The organism is Variovorax ginsengisoli, assembly GCF_030486595.1.
Taxonomy (GTDB): Bacteria; Pseudomonadota; Gammaproteobacteria; order Burkholderiales; family Burkholderiaceae_C; genus Variovorax; species Variovorax ginsengisoli_B.
Window position 1 is genome coordinate 42,651 of record NZ_JAUJZH010000004.1, and the last position, 20,208, is coordinate 62,858.

Consider the following 20,208-nt stretch of genomic DNA (forward strand, 5'->3'; position numbering starts at 1 on the left):
AACGCCCCGCGCCGGCTACAGTCGGCGCGAAGGAGTTCCCATGCGCACATTCGACTTCGACCTGTTCGTCATCGGCGGCGGCAGCGGCGGCGTGCGCGCCGCCCGCATGGCCGCCCAGCGCGGTGCTCGCGTGGCGCTGGCCGAATGCGCGGAACTGGGCGGCACCTGCGTCAACGTCGGCTGCATTCCCAAGAAGCTCTACAGCTACGCCGCCGGCTACGCCGAGGCCTTCGAGGAGGCGACCGGCTTCGGCTGGGACCTGGGCGAACCGCGCTTCGACTGGAACCGCCTGAAAAGCAACCGGGCGCGCGAGATCCAGCGCCTCAACGAGGTCTACCGCAGCCTGCTCGAAGGCGCCGGCGCGACCCTGGTCCAGGGCTGGGCGCAACTGGCGGATGCCCATACGGTCCAGGTCGGCGAGCGCCGCTTCACGGCCCAGCACGTGCTGATCGCGACCGGCGGCATGCCCTTCGTGCCCGACCTTCCCGGCCGCGAGCACGTGGTCGTCTCCGATGCGATGTTCGACCTCGACCCCTTCCCGAAGCGGCTGCTGGTGGTCGGCGGCGGCTACATCGCCTGCGAGTTCGCGTCGATCTTCAACGGCCTCGGCGCCGAGGTGGTCCAGTTGCAGCGCAGTGCGCACCTGCTGAGCGATTTCGACGAGGACATCCGCGAATTCCTGGCCAAGGAAATGCGCCGCGCCGGCGTCGACATCCGCTTCAACGCCGAGATCGCCTCGATCCGCCGCCTCGACAGCGGCCTCTGCGCGATCTTGTCGCGCGGCCAGCGGGTCGAGGCCGACGCCATCCTGTTCGCGACCGGCCGGGTTCCGAACACCCAGGGCATGGGCCTCGAGGCGGCCGGCATCGTGCTCGACGCCCAGGGCCGGGTCGAGGTCGATGCGCGCTACCGCAGCTCGGTGCCCTCGGTCTACGCCGTGGGCGACGTCTCGACCCGGCAGCAGCTCACGCCGGTGGCACTGGCCGAGGCGATGGCCGTGGTCGACACGCTGTTCGGCACCGGCAAGCGCCGGCTCGACTACGACTACACGCCGACCGCCGTCTTCACCCATCCGAACATCGGCACCTGCGGCTACACGGAGGCCGCCGCGCGCGCCAGGTTCGGCGCGGTCACGCTGTACTCGAGCGAATTCCGCGCGCTGCGCCACACGCTCTCCGGCAGCGCCGAGCGCACCTTCATGAAGCTGATCGTCGACAAGGCCAGCGACCGCGTGGTCGGCCTGCACATGGTCGGCCCCGACGCCGGCGAGATCGTGCAGGGCTTCGCGGTCGCCATGCGCGCGGGCGCCACCAAGGCGATGTTCGACAGCACCATCGGCATCCATCCGACGGTGGCCGAGGAGTTCGTGACGATGCGCGAACCGATGCCGGGCTGAGCCACAATGGCTTCATGCCCTACATGCCCGCCTTCATCGCGCCCGCCCGCTTCACCGATCCCGATGCCGCCCTGGCGCAAGTCCGACTGATCTACAACGGCGGCCTGCAGCACCTGCGCGATGCGATGCTGCGCTTCGTGGCCGGCGAGAGCCTGCCGGGCCGGGTGCGGGCCTGCTACCCCTTCGTGCGGGTCCACACCCATACGGTCTCGCGCCGCACGCCGGCCGCCAATGCCGGGCTGAGCTACGGCTTCGTCTCCGGGCCCGGCCGCTTCGAGACCACGCTGACCCGGCCCGACCTGTTCTCGCGCTACTACCGCGACCAGTTCCGCCTGCTGCTCGAGAACCACCAGGTCGAACTCGAGATCGGCACCAGCACGCAGCCGATCCCGATCCATTTCTCCTTCGCCGAGAACGACCACATCGAGGGCACCATGAGCGCCGAGCGGCGGGCGCTGATGCGCGACGTGTTCGACCTCCCCGACCTCGGCGCGATGGACGACGGCATCGCCAACGGCACCTACGAGGCCAAGGCCGGCGAGGCGCAGCCGCTGTCGCTCTTCACGGCGGCGCGGGTCGACTACTCGCTGCACCGGCTGCGCCACTACAGCGGCACGGCGCCCGAGTGGTTCCAGAACTTCGTGCTGTTCACCAACTACCAGTTCTACATCGACGAGTTCGTGCGCCTCGGCCACGAGGCGATGACCGACGAGAACAGCGAATACATCGCCTTCATCGAGCCGGGCAACGTCATCACGCGGCGCCGCGGGCTGGCGGCGGGTTCGAGCTCGATGTATGGCGAGCTGCTCGACGGCTCGCAGGGCACGCCGCCGCCGCGCCTGCCGCAGATGCCCGGCTACCACCTGGTGCGCGAGGACTGCACCGGCATCAGCATGGTGAACATCGGCGTCGGCCCGGCCAACGCCAAGACCATCACCGACCACGTGGCGGTGTTGCGGCCGCACGCCTGGGTCATGCTCGGCCACTGCGCCGGCCTGCGCCAGGGGCAGCAGCTCGGCGACTACGTGCTCGCGCATGCCTATGTGCGCGAGGACCACGTGCTCGACGAGGAACTGCCGCTGTGGGTGCCGATCCCGGCGCTGTCCGAGATCCAGCTGGCGCTCGAGAAGGCGGTGGCCGAGGTCACCGGCACCCAGGGCACCGAGCTCAAGAAGATCATGCGCACCGGCACCGTGGCCAGCACCGACAACCGCAACTGGGAGCTGCTGCCGGGCAACCAGCCGCAGCGGCGCTTCAGCCAGAGCCGGGCCGTCGCGCTCGACATGGAAAGCGCCACCATCGCGGCCAACGGCTTTCGCTTCCGGGTGCCCTACGGCACGCTGCTGTGCGTCAGCGACAAGCCGCTGCACGGCGAGATCAAGCTGCCGGGCATGGCCAACCAGTTCTACCGCGAACGGGTCGAGCAGCACTTGCGCATCGGCATGGCGGCGATCGACATCCTGCGCCAGGAAGGCTCGAGCCGGCTGCACAGCCGCAAGCTGCGCAGCTTCGCCGAAGTGGCTTTTCAGTAGGCCGACGGGGCCGGACGCTCAGGCCAGCCCGAACAGCTCCGGCATCTCGCGCGCGGCCTTGGGCGTCAGGGCCAGCGCCCGGCCATCGAGATCTTGCCGCACCCAGCCGCGGCGCAGCGACAGCTGCAGGCAGGCCGCCCCCAGCGCACCGCCCAGGTGGGGCCGGCGCTCGCTCCAGTCGAGGCAGGCACAGGCGAAGCGGCGCCGGGCGGAGCGGGCCTGCGCCACGTCCAGGCCCAGGCTCTCGAGCGCCATCGCACCCGCCGGCGTGAGCACGTAGTCGCCGCCCTCCGAGGTCGCCCGCAGCCAGTCCTGGGCATGCAGGCTGTCGTGCAGCGCCACCCCTGCGCTGCCGGCCATGTGGTCGTAGCAGGTGCGCGCGGCGCGCAGCCGGTTGGGTGTGGTCGGGCGGAACTCGCCGCGCGGCGCGCCGGCCACCACCAGCAGGCCCTCCAGCGCAGCGGCCACCTCGGGACCCGCGAGCCGGAAATAGCGGTGCTTGCCCTGCGCCACCGCATGGACCAGCCGCTGCTCCTTGAGGCGCGCCAGGTGCGCGCTGGCCGTGGACGCCGCGACCTCGGCGACGGCGGCCAGTTCGGTCGCGGTGCGGGCATGGCCGTCCATGAGGCAGCACAGCATGCGCGAGCGCGCGGGCTCGGCGATCGCGCTCGCCAGGCGCGAGAGATGGGAATCGGCGGTGGAGGCGGCATCCATATTTCGATCGTAGACGAAGCGTGTCGGCATGAAAAGTCCAGACTGCGGGGCATGAACTCCATGGCCCCGCCCAGCGACGCGATCGCCGCCGTCACCCACGGCAACCCCTACCCCTGGTATGCCGGCCTGCGCAGCGGGCCGGCGCTGGTCTTCGATCCGAGGCTGAAGCTCTGGATCGCCAGCCGCGCCGAGGTGCTGCGCGAGATCTTCGCCAACGATGCGCTGCGCGTGCGGCCGGCGGCCGAGGCGGTGCCACGCGCCATCGCGGGCACCCCGGCCGGCGAGTTGTTCGGCCTGCTGGTCCGCATGAACGACGGCGCGCTGCACGCAGACCACAAGCCGCTGCTGCAGCGCGCGCTCGCGGGCGTCGACCTCGAAGCGGCGCATGCCGCCACGCTGCGCGTCGCCGCAGCGATGCCCGCCATGACGCTGGCCGACCGGGCCTTCGCGCTGCCGGTCAGCGCGGTCGCGCACCTGCTCGGCTTCGCCGATGGCGAACTGCCGCAGGTCGCGCGATGGACCCGCGACTTCGTCGCCTGTCTCTCGCCCCTGTCGACCGACGGCCAGCTGGCGTCGGCGAGCGCCGCCGCGGCCCGGCTCATGGACCGCTTCGAAGGGCTGGTCGCTGCCCGGCCGGCCCGCCGCGGCAGCCTGCTCGCCACCGTTCAGGCCGACGCACCGGCGCCCCTGTCGCGGGCGCTGCGCGCCAACCTGGTGGGCCTGCTGTCGCAGACCTGCGAGGCCACGGCCGGGTTGCTGGGCAACGGCCTCGCCGCGCTGGCGCGGGAACCGGGCCTGCGCCGGAAGATTGGCGACCGGTTGACGCTGATGCCCCTGTTGGTGGCGGAAGTCGCGCGGCACGACCCCGCGGTCCACAACACGCGGCGCTTCGTCGCCTTGCCGACCACGGTCGCCGGCCAGGCGCTGGCGCCGGGCGACGCGGTGCTGCTGGTGCTGGCGGCCGCCAACAGGGACCCGGCGCTCAACCCCGCCCCCGCGACTTTCGAACTGATGCGGACCGACCGGCGCTGCCTGGGTTTCGGCCACGGCCGCCATGCCTGCCCGGGGCAGGCGCTGGCCGGCACCCTCGCGGCCGCCGGCCTCCAGGCGCTGCTGGCCGAGGGGCTCGACACCGATGCGCTGCTGCGGCGCGGCTGGCACTACCGCCCGTCGGTCAACGCGCGGATCCCGGTCTTTCACTGAACTTCATGCGGCATCCGGCCAGCGCCCGGTGGCGGCGAGAAAGGGCGACAGCGCGGGCCGGCCCCAGCGCAGCGGCAATGCGCCCGGCCGGTGCAGCACCGACACCACCTGCATCCGCAGCAGGCGCTCGGCACCCGCGAAGGCGGCCAGCTCCGGCCCGTCCCAGAGCACTTCCGCCCTGACCGCGAGCTGCAGCAAGTCGCCGCGTTCGAAGTCGATGAACAACAACCCGGCGCGCGGATTCACCGCGATGTTGCCGAGCGTGTTGAAGAACGCGTTGCCGACAAAGTCGGGCGCGGTCAGCGTGCCTTCCCCGCTCACCTGCACGAAGCCCGGCCGGCCACCCCGGTGCGAGACGTCCACCCCCTGCGCCGCGCCGCCCCGTCCGGCCGACGGATGTGCCGTCGCGATGAAGAAGGTGTCGGCCTGGCCGATCAGCCGCCGCGCCGCGGCATCGAGGCGGTCGGTCCACTGCGGCGCCGCGGCCGCCGGCGCGCCTTCGACGAAGACCGGCTCGCGCGCCTGGATGTACTTGGGGCAGTTGCCGAAGCTCTGCTGCACGTCGACCGAGAAGCCGGCGCCATCGACGCTCGCCACCACGCCGTTCATGCGATTGCGCCGGCGCGTGTGCGGCTCGATGCCGAGCAGGCCGATCGGCGCGTCGGGCGCCAGGGCCTGCGCCAGCGGATCGCCTTCCGCGGGCAAGGCGTCGATGCGCAAGCGCCGCGGATCGGGCGAATGGGCGAAGCCCGGCGGCGCCGCCAGCACGCTGGCCCACGGCTGCGAAGCGGCATCCAGGCTGCCGACGACCAGGAACGGCAGCTGGGCGAAGAAGTCCCGGTGCTGGTCGGGCATGTGGTCGCGCAGCACGCGCACGCCGAAGGCCTCCATCCGCTCGCGCACGCCGGCGAGCGTCTGCATCGCGCGTTCGCCCTCGTGCCAGGGGGTCGCGGTCGCGTTCATGCCACCAGCCCGATGCGCGAGGCCGCCATCGGCACGAAGCCCGGCAGTGCCTCGATCCGCGCCAGCCAGGCGCGCACCTGCGGATAGGCCTCGAGCGACACATTGCCTTCCGGCGCATGGGCCACGTAGGTGTAGTTGGCGATGTCGGCCAGGGTGACGGACTCTCCGGCGAGGAACGGACGCCGCGACAGCTCGCCCTCCATCACGCGCAACAAATCGTGCGAACGCGCAATCACCTCGGCTGGGTCCCGCGCCAGGCCGAACAGCACGATCACCCGGGCCACCGCCGGACCGGCCGCGAGCTGGCCGGCGGCCACCGACAGCCAGCGCTGAACGAGCGCCGCGCCGAGCGGATCGCGCGGATACCAGCGCGCCGGGTCGTCCGCATAGCGCTCGTTGAGGTACACCATGATCGCGTTCGAGTCGCACACGGTCACCTCGCCGTCCTCGATCACCGGCACCTGGCCGAAGGCGTTGCGCTCCAGGAAGTCGGGACGCTTGTGCTCGCCCGCCCCCAGATTGACTTCGACGGTCTCGAATGGCAGGCCGAGCAGCGAAAGGAACAGCCGGACCCGGTGCGAATGGCCGGAAATCGGCGAACTGTGGACCTTGATGGGTGCGGCGGGACGGGGTGCGGTCATGGGCTTCTCCTGGATGGGTGGGGGATGCCGCCATTCTTGTTTGTTCCCCCTCACGAAGTAATGGCCTCACCTGCATTTGACTGCTGCGTTTTCCGGTTTAATCGGCCCATGGACCGCCTGAAAGCCATGCAGACCTTCGTGCAGATTGCCGACCAAGGCAGCCTGACCCGGGCCGCGGATGCGCTGGGCAGCTCGCTGCCGGCGGTGGTGCGCGCGCTGGCCGCCCTCGAAACGCACCTGGGCGTGCGCCTGTTCCACCGCACCACGCGCCGCATCTCGCTGACCGAGGAGGGCCGCAGCTACCTGCACAGTGCGCGCGAGGTGCTGGCCGCCGCCGACGCCGCCGACCGCGCGCTCACGCTCGACGCTTCCGAGCCCGCCGGCCATCTCACGGTCACGGCGCCGGTGCTGTTCGGCCACATGTACGTGGCGCCGGCCATCGTGCGCTTCCTGCAGCGCCATGCGCGCATGCGCTGCAGCGTGCTGCTGCACGATCGCCCGGTCAACCTGCTCGAGGAGGGCGTCGATGTCGGCATCCGCATCAGCGCACTGGAAGACTCCTCGCTGGTCGCCCAGCAGCTCGGCAGCATCCGCCGCGTGGTGGTCGCGAGCCCGGACTGGCTGCGCGCCAACGGCCGCCCCGCGCATCCGCGCGATCTGGCGCGCGCCAACTGCGTGTGCGTGGTGCCGAACTCGTCCGGGCAATGGATGTTCCGCGAGAACGGCCGGCCGCTGCCGGTGGCGGTCAAGGGCAACATCGAGTTCAACCACATCGCACCGGCGATCGAGACCTGCGCCGCGGGCCTGGGCTGCGGCATGTTCCTGTCCTACCAGGTGCTGCCCCTGGTGGCCGAGGGCCGGCTCGAGATCCTGCTCGAGGGCTTCGAGGCGCCGCCGCGGCCGGTGAGCGTGATCTACCCGCACGCCCGGCTGCTGCCCGCGCGCACGCGTGCCTTCATCGACTGGATGAAGGCCGAGTTCGACGGCCTGGCGCTCTGACCCGGCCCGGCGGCGCATGCGACACAATGCCGCCGTGCCGCATCCCCTCTTCCAAGCCCGCCACCTTCGCAAGCGCTACGGCACCGCCACCGTGGTGGACGACCTCTCGTTCGAGATCGCACCGGGCGAATGCCTCGGCGTGATCGGCCCCAACGGCGCCGGCAAGACCACCACCATCCGCATGTGCCTCGGGCTCACGGCGCCCGACGAAGGCAGCATCGAGGCACTCGGCGGCCTGTCGATGCCGCGCGATGCGCGCGCCATCAAGGCGCAGCTGGGCGTGGTGAGCCAGTTCGACACGCTCGACCCCGACTTCAGCTGCGCCGAGAACCTGATGGTCTACGCGCGCTACTTCGGCATGCGCCGGCGCGAGATCGCGCCGCGCATCCCGCAACTGCTCGAGTTCGCCGCGCTCTCGCACAAGGCCGATGCCAAGCCGGGCGAGCTCTCGGGCGGCATGCGCAGGCGGCTGTCGCTGGCGCGCGCGCTGGTCAACGATCCGAAGCTGCTGATGCTCGACGAGCCCACCACCGGGCTCGACCCGCAGGCGCGGCACCTGATGTGGGAGCGGCTGCAGGTGCTGCTGCAGCAGGGCAAGTCGATCCTGCTGACGACCCACTTCATGGACGAGGCCGAGCGCCTGTGCTCGCGGCTGCTGGTGCTCGACCATGGCCGCAAGATCGCCGAAGGGCGCCCGCGCGACCTGATCGCCGAGCACCTCGAACCCGACGTGGTCGAGTTGTACGGCGACGGCGCGCTCGAACTCGCGCAGTCGCCGCTGAAGGACTTCGCGGCCCGGGTCGAGGTCAGCGGCGAGACCGTGTTCTTCTACACCCAGGATGCGCGCGGGCTGATGGCGGCCCTGGGCGACCGCAGCGGCCTGCGCACCTTCCACCGGCCGGCCAATCTCGAGGACCTGTTCCTCAAGCTCACCGGCCGGCAAATTCGCGAAGACGGCTAGATGAGCTCGAACGCAATGTCCACTTCCTCGGTGCCCGCGGCGCCTTCGGTCTGGCGCCCGCCCGAACTCTCGATGCGCTGGTGGCCGGTGTTCCTTCGCAACCTGCTGGTGTGGCGCAAGCTGGCGATCCCGAGCCTGATCGGCAACATCGCCGAGCCGCTGATCTGGCTGGTGGCCTTCGGCTACGGCATGGGCGCGCTGGTCGGCGAGGTGCAGGTCGGCGGCACCGCCGTGCCGTACATCCTGTTCCTGGCCAGCGGCTCGGTCTGCATGAGCGCGATGAACGCGGCCTCGTTCGAGGCGCTCTACTCGGCCTTTTCGCGCATGCACGTGCAAAAGACCTGGGACGGCATCATGAACGCGCCGGTCGGGCTCGACGACGTGGTGCTGGCCGAGATGCTGTGGGCCGGCTTCAAGGCGATCTTCACCACCACCGCGATCATGCTCGTGATGCTGGCGCTGGGCATCAGCCACAGCCCGAAGCTGGTGGTCGCCTGGTTCGTGCTGGTCGGGGTCGGCATCACCTTCTCGTGCATCGCGCTGATCTTCAATGCGCTGGCCAAGGGCTACGACTTCTTCACCTACTACTTCACCTTGTTCATGACGCCGATGATGTTCCTGTCGGGCGTCTTCTTTCCGCTCGAGCAGCTGCCGGGCGTGGTGCGCGCGGTCGCCGCCTGGCTGCCGCTCTCCAATGCGGTGGCGCTGGTGCGGCCGCTCTTCATGGACCAGTGGCCGGCCGACTGGTGGCTGCATGCGCTGGTGCTGGTGGCCTACACGGTGGCCGCCTACTGGGTCGCCCTGGGATTGACCCGAAAGCGCTTCAGGGCCTGACCCGGCTTGTCTCATGCGTGACTGCAAACCGGGCCTGCGCTGTTAGGGTCCGGTCACAACGAGGAGACGACATGAACCGCATCCTGAGCGGCGCCCTGCTGGCGGCCACACTCGCATTCGGCGCCTGCACCACCACCGCGCCGCCGACCCGTCCCGCCGCCTGGGCACCGCCCGAGGCGATCGTCGCGCCCTCGTCCTTCGCCGGCGTGCACGGCCTCGCGATCGACGGCAAGGGCCGGCTGCTGGCCGGCTCGGTGGTCGGCAACACCCTGTGGGAGGTCGACCGCCAGAGCGGCGCCGCCCGCGTGCTGGTCAAGGGCCCCGAGGGCCAGGCCGACGACATCGCGGTCGGCCCCAAGGGCGAGCTGGCCTGGACCAACTACCTCATGGGCGCGCTGCGCATGCGCGACAGCGACACGGCGCCGATGCGCGTGGTCGCCAAGGACCTGCCGGGCCTCAACTCGCTCGACTTCGACCGCCGCAACGGCAAACTCTATGCCTCGCAGGTGTTCCTCGGCGACGCCCTCTGGGAGATCGACCCCGCCGGCCAGAAGCCGCCGCGCCTGATCAAGAAGGACATGGGCGGCTTCAACGGCTTCGAGGTCGGGCCCGACGGCATGCTCTACGGCCCGCTGTGGTTCAAGGGCCAGGTGGTGAAGATCGATCCGGCCAACGGCGCCATGACCGTGATCGCCGACGGCTTCAAGATCCCGGCGGCCGCCAACCTCGACGGCAAGGGCAGCCTGTGGGTGGTCGACGCGCGCAGCGGCGAACTGGTGCGGGTCGATCTCGCGAGCGGCCGCAAGACGGTCGCCAAGCAGCTCAAGCCCTCGCTCGACAACCTGGCGATCGCGCCCGAAGGCACGATCTACGTCTCGAACATGGCTGACAACTCGGTCGAGGCCTTCAACCCCGCGACCGGCGAACTGCGGCTGCTCACCAGCGGCAAGCTGGCGGTTCCGGCGGGCCTCAAGATCGACGGCAACGACCTCTGGGTGGCGGACATCTTCGGCTTCCGCCAGGTCGATGCCACCACCGGGGCGGTGCGCGACATCTTCCGCATGCAGCGCGACCCAGAGCTTGAATACCCGTTCGCGGTCGGCCTGTCGGCCACGCACTTCGCGCTCACCTCCTGGTTCACGGGCACGGTGCAGCTGGTCGACCGCAAGACGCTCAAGACCACCGGCATGCTGCACGGGCTGAAGGCCCCGGTCGATGCGATCCCGATGGCCGACGGCAGCGTGATCTATGCCGAGATCGCGACCGGCAGCGTGACCCGCGCCAGCGGCCCCAAGTTCGAAAGCCGGCAGGTGCTGGCCAGCGGCCTCGGCGGCCCGGTGCAGATGATCCTCGGCCGCGACGGCGCGCTCTACGTGACCGAGGCCGCGGGCAAGCTGACCCGCATCCCGCTCGACGCCAGTGCGCCGCTGCGACCGGTGGCCGAAGGGCTGGCGATGCCCGAAGGCGTGGCGCAGACCCCGTGGGGCAGCTTCATCGTGGCCGAGACCGCGGCCCGTCGCCTGGTCGAGATCGACCCGGTCGGCGGCAGCCGCCGCACCGTGGCCGACAACCTGCCGATCGGCCTCGAGCCCGGCCCCGGCATGCCGCCGCCCTACGTGCCCACCGGCGTCGCGGTCGGCAGCGACGGCACGATCTACATGACGGCCGACCGCAACAACGCGCTGTACCGGATCCGGCCGCAGCGGTGATGTCCGCGCCGCCGGGAGGTCATTCGCTGCAGTAGGCGGTGAAAGCCGTCACCAGGTGCGCGAAGGTGGCGCGCACGCGCCGGATGCGGCGCAGGTCCTCGTGCATCGTGATCCAGGTCTCGAAGCCGAAGTCGATGGCCTCCGGCAGCACCGCGACCAGCGCCGGGTCGCGCCGCGCGATCGCCTTCTGGCAGAAGCCGATGCCGAGGCCGGCGCGGATCGCGCTCAGCTGGGCCAGGTGGCTGTCGGTGCGGCAGCTGAAGTTCGGCCGCGGCAGCCGCAAGCCCAGTGCGCCCAGGGCACGCAGGTCGGCCACCTCGCGGTCCGGGCCGATCAGCGCAAAGCGGCCCAGGTCGTCCAGGTTCGCCGGCGTGCCGTTCTGCCGCAGGTAGTCGGCGCTGGCGAACAGGCCCAGCGCGACGACGCCGGCCCGCGTGGCGACCATCGCGGCCTGCGTGGGGCGCACCATGCGCACCGCGATGTCGGCCTCCTGGCGCAGCAGGTCCTCATTGCGGTTGGTCAGGCTGAGCTCGAACACCAGCCCCGGCTGGGCCGCCCGCAGCCCGGCCAGCATCGCCGGCAGCACCTCGACGCCGACCATCTCGCTGGCGGTGATGCGCACCGTGCCGCGCACGGCATCGGTGTCGGCCGAGGCGGCCCGCGCGAAGGCATCGGCCGCGGCGGCCATCGCCTCGGCGTGGCCGCCGAGTTCGCGCGCGGCGTCGGTCGGCGACGGGCCGCCCGGCGAACGGGTGAAGAGGGCGACGCCGATCGAGCGCTCCAGCGCCTCGAGCCGGCGCCGCACCGTCGGCTGCGCGACCCCCAGCGCGCGCGCCGCCGCCGACAGGCTCCCGCCCCGCAGCACGGCGAGAAAGGCGCGCTGGCTCTCCCAGTCCAATGGATTCAGGCTCATACATTTCATACTAGCCGATAGCACCGTTATGACAATTGTGCTTAACGATGCCGCAGCCAAGAATCGATGCCTCAACACCAGGAATCGACATGGAACAAGCAACGGCATTGGTGCTCGGCGCGACGGGCGGAATCGGCGGCGAAACGGCGGCGGCGATGCTGCGGCGCGGCTGGCAGGTGCGGGCGCTGGCGCGCGACCCGGCCCGGGCGGCGGCGCAATGGCCCGCCGGCACGGCGAGGCCGCAATGGGTGGCTGGCGACGCGATGGACGCCGGCAGCGTCATCGCCGCGGCCCACGGCGCATCGCTGATCGTCCATGCGGTCAACCCGCCCGGCTACCGCAACTGGGGTTCGCTGGTGCTGCCGATGATCGACAGCACGATCCGCGCGGCCGAAGCCTCGGGCGCGCGCATCGTGCTGCCCGGCACGGTTTACAACTACGGGCCCGACGCCTTTCCCTTCATCGCCGAGGACGCCCCGCAGCATCCGCGCACCCGCAAGGGCGCGATCCGCGTGCAGATGGAACAGCGACTGCGTGCAGCGGCCGACCGCGGCGTGCGCACGCTGATCGTGCGGACCGGCGACTTCTTCGGCCCGCGTGCCGGCAACAACTGGTTCTCCCAGGGCCTGGTCAAGCCCGGCCGGCCGCTGGCCGCGATCGGCGATCCGGCGCGACCCGGCGTCGGCCACCAGTGGGCCTACCTGCCGGATGTCGCCGAGACCATCGCCCGGCTGGTCGAGCGCGAAACCGCGCTGCAGCCCTTCGACAGCTTCCACATGGGCGGCCACTGGGACGCCGACGGCACCCGGATGCAGGCCGCGATCCGCCGCGCCAGCGGCCGGCCCGGGCTGCCGCTGCGGCGCTTCCCGTGGGGGCTGATGGCGTTGGCGTCGCCCTTCGTGCCGCTGCTGCGCGAGCTGCGCGAAATGCGCTACCTGTGGCAGCAGCCGGTGCGGCTGGACAACGCGCGGCTGCTGGCGCTGCTCGGCAGCGAGCCGCACACCGCGCTCGACGCCGCGGTCGGCGCCACGCTGGAAGGCCTCGGCTGCCTGGCGCCCGGGGCCGGCGCGCTGGCGGCGGGACACCCCTAGCCACTTGCCGCAAGCGCGGCCGGCCGCCTCGTCCTAGAGTGGCCGACGATGACCGCAGACACGACCGGAGACCGGACTTGAACTACACGCACGAACACCTCGAGATCCAGAAGACGATGCGCCGCTTCATCGACGAGCGGATCAATCCGCACGTCGATGCCTGGGAGGCCGAAGAGGCCTTCCCGGCGCACGAGGTGTTCGCCGGCCTCGGCGCGCTCGGCCTGCTCGGACTCAACAAGCCCGAGGCCTACGGCGGCGCCGGCCTCGACTATTCCTACGCCATGGCGCTGGCCGAGGCGCTCGGCCACGTGCGCTGCGGCGGCGTGCCGATGGCCATCGGCGTGCAGACCGACATGTGCACCCCGGCGCTGGCGCGCTTCGGCAGCGACGAGCTGCGCCGCGAATTCCTGGCGCCGGCCATCGCCGGCCAGACCGTCGGCTGCATCGGCGTCAGCGAGCCGGGCGCCGGCAGCGACGTCGCCGGCCTCAAGAGCCATGCCCGCAAGGACGGCGGCGACTACCTCATCAGCGGCCAGAAGATGTGGATCACCAACAGCCTGCAGGCCGACTGGATGTGCATGCTGGTCAACACCAGCGACGGCCCGGTGCACCGCAACAAGTCGCTCGTGATGGTGCCCATGGACAGCCCCGGCATCGAGAAGGCGCAGAAGATCCGCAAGATCGGCATGCATTCGAGCGACACCGGCCTGATCTACTTCGACGAGGTGCGGGTGCCGCAGCGCTATCGCATCGGCGAGGAGGGCCAGGGCTTCGTCTACCAGATGCAGCAGTTCCAGGAAGAGCGCCTGTGGTGCGCGGCGAGCTCGCTGGTGCCGCTCGACGACTGCATCGCCGAGACCATCGAATGGGCCCAGCAGCGCAAGCTCTTCGGCGGCACGCTGGCCGACCAGCAGTGGGTGCAGTTCAAGCTGGCCGAACTCAAGACCGAGGTCGAGGCCCTGCGCGCCCTCACCTACCGGGCCTGCGACCTGCATGTGCAGGGCCAGGACGTGACCGAGCTGGCCTCGATGGCCAAGCTCAAGACCGGCCGGCTCACGCGCGAGGTGGCCGACACCTGCCTGCAGTTCTGGGGCGGCATGGGCTTCACCTGGGACAACCGGGTCTCGCGCCTGTACCGCGACGGCCGGCTGGCCTCGATCGGCGGCGGTGCCGACGAAGTGATGCTGGGCATCCTCGCGAAGACGATGGGGATCGCGAAACGTGGCTCGCCCCCAGGTCGGTCTCACTGCGTGTAGACCTCCCACCCCCTACCGGGGGCAACACCAGCGGCCTGGCGAAGCCAGTTCCGCGGTGTTTCACCGACGGGCCTGGCTGCGCCGGCCGGTGAATACTGGCGCGATGGCTTGTTCTTTGGCGGCGCGCAGCGCACGCCTGTTCGTGAGCAGTCGCGGAACCGGCTTTGCCGGGCCGCTGACTGCGCCCCCGGCAGGGGGTGGGCGCCCGGACACGAAGTGCCGGGCAACCTGGGGGCGAGCTACATCCCGCGCAACTTGTCCTTTTTGCTGGGCCGCTTGCCCTTGATGCCACCGCCCGCATCCGCCGGCGCGGGCGGCGGCGCCTCGGCCGGCTCGAAGCCGACCACCCGCTCGCGCGGCACGTTGAGGCCCTGGCGCTTCTCGATCAGCCTGAAGTGCGCTTCGGTGGCCGCGCTCACGAAGCTCACCGCGACGCCGCTCGCGCCGGCCCGGCCGGTGCGGCCGATGCGGTGCACATAGTCGACCGCCGAGCGCGGCAGGTCGTAGTTGACCACCACCGGCAGCTGCGCGACATCGATGCCGCGGGCCGCCAGGTCAGTGGCGACCACCACCTGCACCCGGGAGGCCTTGAAATCGGCCAGCACCTGCGTGCGCTTGCCCTGGCTCAGCAGGCCATGGAAGGGCTCGGCCTCGACCCCGGCGCGGCGCAGCTTGTCGGCCACCATCTCGGCGCCATGCTTGGTGGCGACGAAGACCAGCACGCGCGTCCAGCCGCTGCCCTTGACCAGCTGGCGAAGCAGCTGGGTGCGGCGTCCGGCATCGACCTCGATCGCCCGCTGCTGGATGGCGGCGGGCTCGCCGACCGGATCGTCCTGCGCTTCGACGCGCACCGGGTCGCTCAGCAGGCGCTCGGCCAGCGACTGGATCGCCGGCGGGAAGGTGGCGGAGAACAGCAGGTTCTGGCGCCGCTCGGGCAAGAGCGCCAGGATGCGCCCGAGTTCCTCGGCAAAGCCGAGGTCGAACAACCGGTCGGCCTCGTCGAGCACCAGCATCGACACCGACGACAGCCGCAGCGCGCGATGGTCGAGCAGGTCGAGCAGGCGCCCGGGCGTGGCGATCATGACGTCGGCACCGCCGCGCAGCGCCATCATCTGCGGATTGATCGAGACACCGCCGAAGGCCACCGCGATGCGCATCGGCACCGGCAGCTGCTGCGCCAGGCTGCGCATCGATTCGCCCACCTGCGCCGCCAGCTCGCGGGTCGGCACCAGGACCAGCGCCTGAAGCCTGCGCGGCTGCTGGCGCCCGGCGCCCGCGAGCCGCTGCAGCAGGGGCAGCGAAAATGCGGCCGTCTTGCCGGATCCGGTCCGGGCGGCGCCCAGCAGGTCGCGGCCCTGCAGGATCGCCGGAATGGCCGCCACCTGGATGGCCGTGGGCGCGAGGTAGCCCTTGTCGGTGGCGGCCCGCACCAGGGAAGGATCGAGTCCCAGCGAATGGAATGGCATGAGCGGAGGGCCCCGCGAGGGACCTGTGAACGAACGGGCGGCAACTGCCGCGGAGATCGAGGAGCATAGCCACCATGAACCCGGAAGACCTCGAAAAGCTCGTGAGCCGCGAAATGCCCTTCGGCAAGTACAAGGGCCGCCTGATCGCCGACCTGCCCGGCAACTACCTCACGTGGTTCGCCCGCGAAGGCTTCCCGCCCGGCGAGATCGGCCGCCTGCTGGGTCTGATGCACGAGATCGACCACAACGGCCTGACAGCGCTCCTGAACCCCCTGCGACGCCGTCCCCCGGGTTGAATTCGTCTCTTTTTTTGCGTTGCATCATCAAATAGCCTGAAATTTCAAGAAGAAATTTACCCAAAAGTTCCTTTGTGCCTGACAATGCCGAAGCGTTTCGGGCAATTCCATGCCGGATTCGTGAACCGGTGATCGGTCAGTTTCGCGCCACAGCGCCATTTGTTTGTTGTGATTCTGGGACTCCATCGCTTTGTTTTTTTGGTTTGATTAGGAGTCCCTCCATGGGCAAGAAACTCTACGTAGGCAACCTCGCCTACTCCATCCGCGACAACGACCTCGAACAGGCTTTCAGCCAGTACGGCTCGGTCGCCAGCGCCAAGGTCATGATGGAACGCGACAGCGGTCGCTCCAAGGGCTTCGGCTTCGTCGAAATGGGCACCGACGCGGAAGCGCTGGCAGCCATCGAAGGCCTGAACGGCCAAGCTCTCGACGGCCGCAGCCTGACCGTCAATGAAGCCCGTCCGATGGAGCCCCGTTCGCCCGGCGGCTTCGGCGGCGGCGGTGGCCGCAGCGGTGGTGGCGGTGGCTACGGCGGCGGCGGCGGTGGCGGCGGCTACGGCGGTGGCGGCGGCGGCAACCGCAGCGGCGGTGGCGGCTACGGCGGCGGCGGCGGTGGCCGCGGCGGCTACTAAGCACCCCTCGGCTTTCAGCTGAACAAAAAGGCTCCTTCGGGAGCCTTTTTCGTTGCGGCGCCAGACTGGCTACGTGGAAGTCCGTACCACCCAGGTCAGCCAACCGTCAGGCTCCGGCGACGACCCTCGAAGACACACAAACGAGGGTCGAGACAATGCGCATCAAGAGTCAGGCTGACTTCTATTCAGGGGTCATGTTCACGGCGATAGGGGCGGCGTTTGCCGTCGGCGCCACCACCTACAACATTGGCGACGGGGCCCGCATGGGGCCCGGCTACTTCCCGCTGATGCTGGGCATCCTGCTGGCGCTGCTGGGCGCCGCCGTGATGTTCCAGTCGCTGGTGGTGGAGACCATCGACGGCGACCCGATCGGCAAATGGGCCTGGAAGCCGCTGTTCTTCGTGATCTTCGCCAACCTCGCCTTCGGCGTCCTGCTGGGCGGCCTGCCGAGCATCGGCGTGCCGGCCATGGGCATGATCATCGCGATCTACGCGCTCACCATCATCTCCAGCCTCGCGGGCGAGCACTTCAAGCTCCGCGACGTGCTGGTTCTCTCGACCATCCTGGCGGCAGGCAGCTACGTGGCGTTCATCTGGGCGCTCAAGTTGCAGATCCAGGTCTGGCCCACTTTCATTTCGGGCTGAGGAGACCATCGCCATGGAACTGTTCCACAACCTCGCGATCGGCTTCGGCGTCGCCTTCACCTTCACCAACCTGCTGTACTGCCTGGTCGGCTGTATTCTCGGCACGCTGATCGGCGTGCTGCCGGGCATCGGACCGGTCGCCACCATCGCGATGCTGCTGCCGGCCACCTACGCGCTGCCGCCGGTGTCGGCGCTGATCATGCTGGCCGGCATCTACTACGGCGCGCAGTACGGCGGCTCCACCACCGCCATCCTGGTCAACCTGCCGGGCGAATCGTCCTCGGTCGTGACCTGCATCGACGGCTACCAGATGGCGCGGCAGGGACGCGCGGGCCCCGCGCTCGCGGCGGCCGGCCTCGGGTCCTTCTTCGCCGGCTGCGTCGGCACGCTGATCCTGGCCGCCTTCGCGCCGCCGCTGACCGAACTGGCCTTCAAGTTCGGTCCGGCCGAGTACTTCTCGCTGATGGTGCTGGGTCTGATCGGTGCCGTGGTGCTGGCCTCGGGCTCGCTCCTCAAGGCGGTCGCGATGATCGTACTGGGTCTCCTGCTCGGCATCGTCGGCACCGACGTCAACTCGGGCGTGGCGCGCTTCAGCTTCGACATCCCCGAACTGACCGACGGCATTGGCTTCGTGGTCATCGCCATGGGCGTGTTCGGCTACGGCGAGATCATCGGCAACCTGTCGCAGCCGGACGAAGAGCGCGAGGTGTTCACCTCCGAGGTCAAGGGACTGTTCCCGACCAAGGATGACTTCAAGCGAATGGCGCCGGCCGTGCTGCGCGGCACGGCACTGGGTTCGGCGCTGGGCATCCTGCCTGGCGGCGGCGCGCTGCTGGCTTCGTTCGCGGCCTACGCGCTCGAGAAGAAGATCCGCATGCGGCCCGGCGAAGTGCCGTTCGGCAAGGGCAACATCCGTGGCGTCGCGTCGCCCGAGTCGGCCAACAACGCCGGCGCCCAGACCTCCTTCATCCCGCTGCTGACCTTGGGCATTCCGCCCAACGCCGTGATGGCGCTGATGGTCGGCGCGATGACGATCCACAACATCCAACCGGGTCCGCAGGTCATGACCAGCAACCCCGAGCTGTTCTGGGGCCTGATCGCCTCGATGTGGATCGGCAACGCGATGCTGATCGTCCTGAACCTGCCGCTGATCGGCATGTGGATCAAGCTCCTGACGGTGCCCTACAAGTTCTTGTTCCCGGCGATCGTGCTGTTCTGTGCCATCGGCGTCTACTCGACCAACAACAACACCTTCGACATCTGGATGGTGGCGGCCTTCGGCTTCATCGGCTATCTCTTCATCAAGCTGCGGACCGAGCCGGCGCCGCTGCTGCTGGGCTTCATCCTGGGCCCGATGATGGAAGAGAACCTGCGCCGCGCCCTGCTGCTGTCGCGCGGCAGCTGGGCCGTGTTCGTGACCCGGCCCCTGTCGGCCGGCTTGCTGGTCGCGGCCTGCCTGCTGCTGGGGATCGTGCTGCTGCCGTCGATCAAGGCCAAGCGCGAGGAAGCCTTCGTCGAGGAATAGGCTCTCCCCCAGGTTGGCTCACTTCGTGTAGCCGCCTCGAGTCGCTGCCAGAGGCGGCGGCCCTTCGGAGCCGTCCAAGCCTGCGCAGGCAGGTTTGGAGCCGCGGTTCCTCAGCCCCCTTCCGGGGGCGATACCAGCGGCCCGGCAAAGCCGGTTCCGTGGTATCCCTGGAAGGGCACTCGCAAAAAAGCCGCCCTCGGGCGGCTTTTTTGCTTTGCGCTAGCTCGCTCTCAAGGGGCGAGGTAATCGGTCACGACTTTCCACTTGCCGTCGACGATCTGCGACAGCCGCGACTGGTCGTTGCCGAGCCGCTTGGTGGCGCTGAAGGTCATCTTCGGGCTGCCGAACATGTCGGGCTCGAAGGTGCTGCTGTCCATCGCCTTGATGAAGCTGTCGGTCGTCAGGTTCGGCCCGGCCTTGTTGGCCGCCTGGATGAAGTCCTGGATGATCGAATAGCCGTAGACCGAGAACACGGTCGGGTCCTCGTTGAACTTGGTCTTGTATTTGTTGGCCCAGAAGCGCAACGGCTGCGACTGCTCGTCGGTGTAGGGGTTCTGCACCGTCATGGTGGCGTAGATGCCGTCCATCGGCTTGCCGCCCAGCTTGTGGATCAGGTCGGTGTAGGCCGCGCTGGACCCGAGGAAGGTCGGGTTGAAGCCGGTCTTGCGGGCCTCGCCCACGGTGCCGATGGTCTCGCGGATGATGGTGCCCAGCACCACCAGGTCGCAGTTGGCGGCCTTCATCTTGGCCACCTGTGACGAGAAGTCGGTGGCTCCGCGCTTGAACGAAGTCTTCTCGGTGAGTTCCAGGCCGGCCGCCTTGAGGCCGGCCTCGGCGCCGCGCTGGACCTCGAGGCCGAACTCGTCGTCCTGGTAGATCGTGCAGACCTTCTTGGCGCCCTTTTCCTTGACCAGCTTGGGCAGGGCGATGCGGATCTGGTCGTAGTAGGTCGCGGCGAACGAATACTTGAGCCGGTTGAGCGGCTCGTACATTTCGCGCGCGGCGGTGATCGGGAAGAAGTTGACGATGTTCTTCTCGAACTGCACCGGCATCGCCGCCATGTTCTGCGCGGTGCCGATGTGGCCCGCCATGATGAAGATCTTTTCCTGGTTGACCAGCTTCTGCGCCGCCAGCACCGCCTTCTTGGGGTCGTAGCCCGAGTCCTCGACGAAGAGCTTGAGCTTGCGGCCGTGCACGCTGCCCTGCTCATTGAGTTCATCCACGGCCAGCTGCATGCCGTTGCGCGACTGCTTGCCGAAGCCGGCCAGCGGTCCCGAGAGATCCTGGATGGTGCCGATGCGGATCTCGTCCTTGCTCACGCCCTGCTGCTGCGCGGCGGCCAGGCCGCAGCCCAGCGCGAGACCGGCCGCGGCGGCCAGGGGGATCAATGTCTGGGTCTTCATACGGAGTCTCCTCTAGGTTGGCGAAAAAAC

Annotated in this window: 19 protein-coding genes; 13 read left to right on the forward strand and 6 right to left on the reverse strand. The window is 69.7% G+C overall.

What is annotated here, in order from left to right:
- The first annotated feature begins 40 nt into the window (after positions 1 to 40).
- Positions 41 to 1,396 (forward strand): glutathione-disulfide reductase, encoded by a 1,356-nt coding sequence (gene gorA / locus QZH52_RS06995; protein ID WP_301805876.1) that lies wholly within the window; start codon positions 41 to 43, stop codon positions 1,394 to 1,396.
- A gap of 14 nt (positions 1,397 to 1,410) precedes the next feature.
- Entirely contained in the window at positions 1,411 to 2,928 is a 1,518-nt protein-coding gene (locus tag QZH52_RS07000) for an AMP nucleosidase (RefSeq protein ID WP_286522088.1), read from the forward strand.
- Positions 2,929 to 2,946: 18 nt separating this feature from the next.
- Here QZH52_RS07000 and QZH52_RS07005 read toward each other — a convergent pair whose 3' ends face one another.
- Positions 2,947 to 3,672: an ArsR/SmtB family transcription factor gene (locus QZH52_RS07005; RefSeq protein WP_436411549.1), complete on the reverse strand. Its 726-nt coding sequence runs from the start codon at positions 3,670 to 3,672 to the stop codon at positions 2,947 to 2,949.
- A 21-nt stretch (positions 3,673 to 3,693) separates the two neighbouring features.
- Here QZH52_RS07005 and QZH52_RS07010 point away from each other — a divergent pair, with 21 nt between their 5' ends.
- Complete coding sequence (locus QZH52_RS07010; protein WP_301805887.1) at positions 3,694 to 4,845, forward strand: cytochrome P450; 1,152 nt, start codon at positions 3,694 to 3,696, stop codon at positions 4,843 to 4,845.
- Positions 4,846 to 4,848: 3 nt separating this feature from the next.
- On the opposite strand, the gene QZH52_RS07015 is transcribed toward QZH52_RS07010, so the two are convergent.
- Together QZH52_RS07015 and QZH52_RS07020 are read right to left on the reverse strand one after the other, a co-directional pair.
- Positions 4,849 to 5,808, reverse strand: a complete 960-nt coding sequence (locus tag QZH52_RS07015) for a pyridoxamine 5'-phosphate oxidase family protein (protein ID WP_301805890.1) — start codon at positions 5,806 to 5,808, stop codon at positions 4,849 to 4,851.
- Positions 5,805 to 6,449, reverse strand: a complete 645-nt coding sequence (locus QZH52_RS07020; protein WP_301805892.1) for a glutathione S-transferase family protein — start codon at positions 6,447 to 6,449, stop codon at positions 5,805 to 5,807. Before QZH52_RS07020 ends, QZH52_RS07015 begins: the two co-directional genes overlap by 4 nt.
- A 108-nt stretch (positions 6,450 to 6,557) precedes the next feature.
- Between QZH52_RS07020 and QZH52_RS07025 the strand changes: the two genes are divergently transcribed.
- The 4 genes from QZH52_RS07025 to QZH52_RS07040 all read left to right on the forward strand — a co-directional run bounded on the left by QZH52_RS07025 (position 6,558) and on the right by QZH52_RS07040 (position 10,952).
- Entirely contained in the window at positions 6,558 to 7,448 is an 891-nt protein-coding gene (locus QZH52_RS07025; RefSeq protein WP_301805895.1) for a LysR family transcriptional regulator, read from the forward strand.
- A 16-nt stretch (positions 7,449 to 7,464) separates the two neighbouring features.
- A complete protein-coding gene (locus QZH52_RS07030; protein WP_286534222.1) occupies positions 7,465 to 8,409 on the forward strand; it encodes an ATP-binding cassette domain-containing protein in 945 nt (314 codons plus the stop codon).
- Complete coding sequence (locus tag QZH52_RS07035; protein ID WP_286534223.1) at positions 8,410 to 9,243, forward strand: ABC transporter permease; 834 nt, start codon at positions 8,410 to 8,412, stop codon at positions 9,241 to 9,243. It abuts the gene before it with no gap.
- A gap of 71 nt (positions 9,244 to 9,314) precedes the next feature.
- Entirely contained in the window at positions 9,315 to 10,952 is a 1,638-nt protein-coding gene (locus QZH52_RS07040) for an NHL repeat-containing protein (RefSeq protein WP_301805907.1), read from the forward strand.
- Positions 10,953 to 10,971: 19 nt separating this feature from the next.
- On the opposite strand, the gene QZH52_RS07045 is transcribed toward QZH52_RS07040, so the two are convergent.
- A complete protein-coding gene (locus QZH52_RS07045; protein WP_301805909.1) occupies positions 10,972 to 11,865 on the reverse strand; it encodes a LysR family transcriptional regulator in 894 nt (297 codons plus the stop codon).
- Positions 11,866 to 11,954: 89 nt separating this feature from the next.
- Between QZH52_RS07045 and QZH52_RS07050 the strand changes: the two genes are divergently transcribed.
- Together QZH52_RS07050 and QZH52_RS07055 are read left to right on the forward strand one after the other, a co-directional pair.
- The gene (locus QZH52_RS07050; RefSeq protein ID WP_301805910.1) at positions 11,955 to 12,956 is read left to right on the forward strand and encodes an NAD-dependent epimerase/dehydratase family protein; all 1,002 of its coding nucleotides are present in this window, start codon (positions 11,955 to 11,957) and stop codon (positions 12,954 to 12,956) included.
- Positions 12,957 to 13,033: 77 nt separating this feature from the next.
- Positions 13,034 to 14,212 (forward strand): acyl-CoA dehydrogenase family protein, encoded by a 1,179-nt coding sequence (locus QZH52_RS07055; RefSeq protein WP_301805913.1) that lies wholly within the window; start codon positions 13,034 to 13,036, stop codon positions 14,210 to 14,212.
- A 239-nt stretch (positions 14,213 to 14,451) separates the two neighbouring features.
- Here the strand turns inward: QZH52_RS07055 and QZH52_RS07060 are convergent, their stop codons facing one another.
- Positions 14,452 to 15,678, reverse strand: a complete 1,227-nt coding sequence (locus QZH52_RS07060; RefSeq protein WP_301805915.1) for a DEAD/DEAH box helicase — start codon at positions 15,676 to 15,678, stop codon at positions 14,452 to 14,454.
- Between the two features lie 74 nt (positions 15,679 to 15,752).
- Between QZH52_RS07060 and QZH52_RS07065 the strand changes: the two genes are divergently transcribed.
- The 4 genes from QZH52_RS07065 to QZH52_RS07080 all read left to right on the forward strand — a co-directional run bounded on the left by QZH52_RS07065 (position 15,753) and on the right by QZH52_RS07080 (position 18,775).
- Positions 15,753 to 15,974: a DUF3820 family protein gene (locus QZH52_RS07065; RefSeq protein ID WP_301805918.1), complete on the forward strand. Its 222-nt coding sequence runs from the start codon at positions 15,753 to 15,755 to the stop codon at positions 15,972 to 15,974.
- Positions 15,975 to 16,195: 221 nt separating this feature from the next.
- Positions 16,196 to 16,606, forward strand: coding sequence for an RNA-binding regulator (gene rbp / locus QZH52_RS07070; RefSeq protein WP_301805921.1), 411 nt, complete (start codon positions 16,196 to 16,198; stop codon positions 16,604 to 16,606).
- 155 nt (positions 16,607 to 16,761) lie between these two features.
- Positions 16,762 to 17,250, forward strand: coding sequence for a tripartite tricarboxylate transporter TctB family protein (locus QZH52_RS07075; RefSeq protein WP_286534232.1), 489 nt, complete (start codon positions 16,762 to 16,764; stop codon positions 17,248 to 17,250).
- Between the two features lie 13 nt (positions 17,251 to 17,263).
- Positions 17,264 to 18,775 carry a tripartite tricarboxylate transporter permease gene (locus tag QZH52_RS07080; protein WP_301805926.1) on the forward strand — a complete coding sequence of 504 codons (1,512 nt, stop codon included), beginning with the start codon at positions 17,264 to 17,266 and terminating at the stop codon, positions 18,773 to 18,775.
- A gap of 230 nt (positions 18,776 to 19,005) precedes the next feature.
- On the opposite strand, the gene QZH52_RS07085 is transcribed toward QZH52_RS07080, so the two are convergent.
- Positions 19,006 to 20,178, reverse strand: coding sequence for an ABC transporter substrate-binding protein (locus QZH52_RS07085; protein WP_301805929.1), 1,173 nt, complete (start codon positions 20,176 to 20,178; stop codon positions 19,006 to 19,008).
- Positions 20,179 to 20,208: the final 30 nt, after the last annotated feature.

What these genes read in the sequence shown, in the direction of transcription:
- gorA (WP_301805876.1), top strand. Translation starts at nt 41, where the DNA reads ATGCGCACATTCGACTTCGACCTGTTCGTCATCGGCGGCGGCAGCGGC.
- QZH52_RS07000 (WP_286522088.1), top strand. Translation starts at nt 1,411, where the DNA reads ATGCCCTACATGCCCGCCTTCATCGCGCCCGCCCGCTTCACCGATCCC.
- QZH52_RS07005 (WP_436411549.1), bottom strand. Translation starts at nt 3,672, where the DNA reads ATGCCGACACGCTTCGTCTACGATCGAAATATGGATGCCGCCTCCACC.
- QZH52_RS07010 (WP_301805887.1), top strand. Translation starts at nt 3,694, where the DNA reads ATGAACTCCATGGCCCCGCCCAGCGACGCGATCGCCGCCGTCACCCAC.
- QZH52_RS07015 (WP_301805890.1), bottom strand. Translation starts at nt 5,808, where the DNA reads ATGAACGCGACCGCGACCCCCTGGCACGAGGGCGAACGCGCGATGCAG.
- QZH52_RS07020 (WP_301805892.1), bottom strand. Translation starts at nt 6,449, where the DNA reads ATGACCGCACCCCGTCCCGCCGCACCCATCAAGGTCCACAGTTCGCCG.
- QZH52_RS07025 (WP_301805895.1), top strand. Translation starts at nt 6,558, where the DNA reads ATGGACCGCCTGAAAGCCATGCAGACCTTCGTGCAGATTGCCGACCAA.
- QZH52_RS07030 (WP_286534222.1), top strand. Translation starts at nt 7,465, where the DNA reads ATGCGACACAATGCCGCCGTGCCGCATCCCCTCTTCCAAGCCCGCCAC.
- QZH52_RS07035 (WP_286534223.1), top strand. Translation starts at nt 8,410, where the DNA reads ATGAGCTCGAACGCAATGTCCACTTCCTCGGTGCCCGCGGCGCCTTCG.
- QZH52_RS07040 (WP_301805907.1), top strand. Translation starts at nt 9,315, where the DNA reads ATGAACCGCATCCTGAGCGGCGCCCTGCTGGCGGCCACACTCGCATTC.
- QZH52_RS07045 (WP_301805909.1), bottom strand. Translation starts at nt 11,865, where the DNA reads ATGAGCCTGAATCCATTGGACTGGGAGAGCCAGCGCGCCTTTCTCGCC.
- QZH52_RS07050 (WP_301805910.1), top strand. Translation starts at nt 11,955, where the DNA reads ATGGAACAAGCAACGGCATTGGTGCTCGGCGCGACGGGCGGAATCGGC.
- QZH52_RS07060 (WP_301805915.1), bottom strand. Translation starts at nt 15,678, where the DNA reads ATGCCATTCCATTCGCTGGGACTCGATCCTTCCCTGGTGCGGGCCGCC.
- QZH52_RS07065 (WP_301805918.1), top strand. Translation starts at nt 15,753, where the DNA reads ATGAACCCGGAAGACCTCGAAAAGCTCGTGAGCCGCGAAATGCCCTTC.
- rbp (WP_301805921.1), top strand. Translation starts at nt 16,196, where the DNA reads ATGGGCAAGAAACTCTACGTAGGCAACCTCGCCTACTCCATCCGCGAC.
- QZH52_RS07075 (WP_286534232.1), top strand. Translation starts at nt 16,762, where the DNA reads ATGCGCATCAAGAGTCAGGCTGACTTCTATTCAGGGGTCATGTTCACG.
- QZH52_RS07080 (WP_301805926.1), top strand. Translation starts at nt 17,264, where the DNA reads ATGGAACTGTTCCACAACCTCGCGATCGGCTTCGGCGTCGCCTTCACC.
- QZH52_RS07085 (WP_301805929.1), bottom strand. Translation starts at nt 20,178, where the DNA reads ATGAAGACCCAGACATTGATCCCCCTGGCCGCCGCGGCCGGTCTCGCG.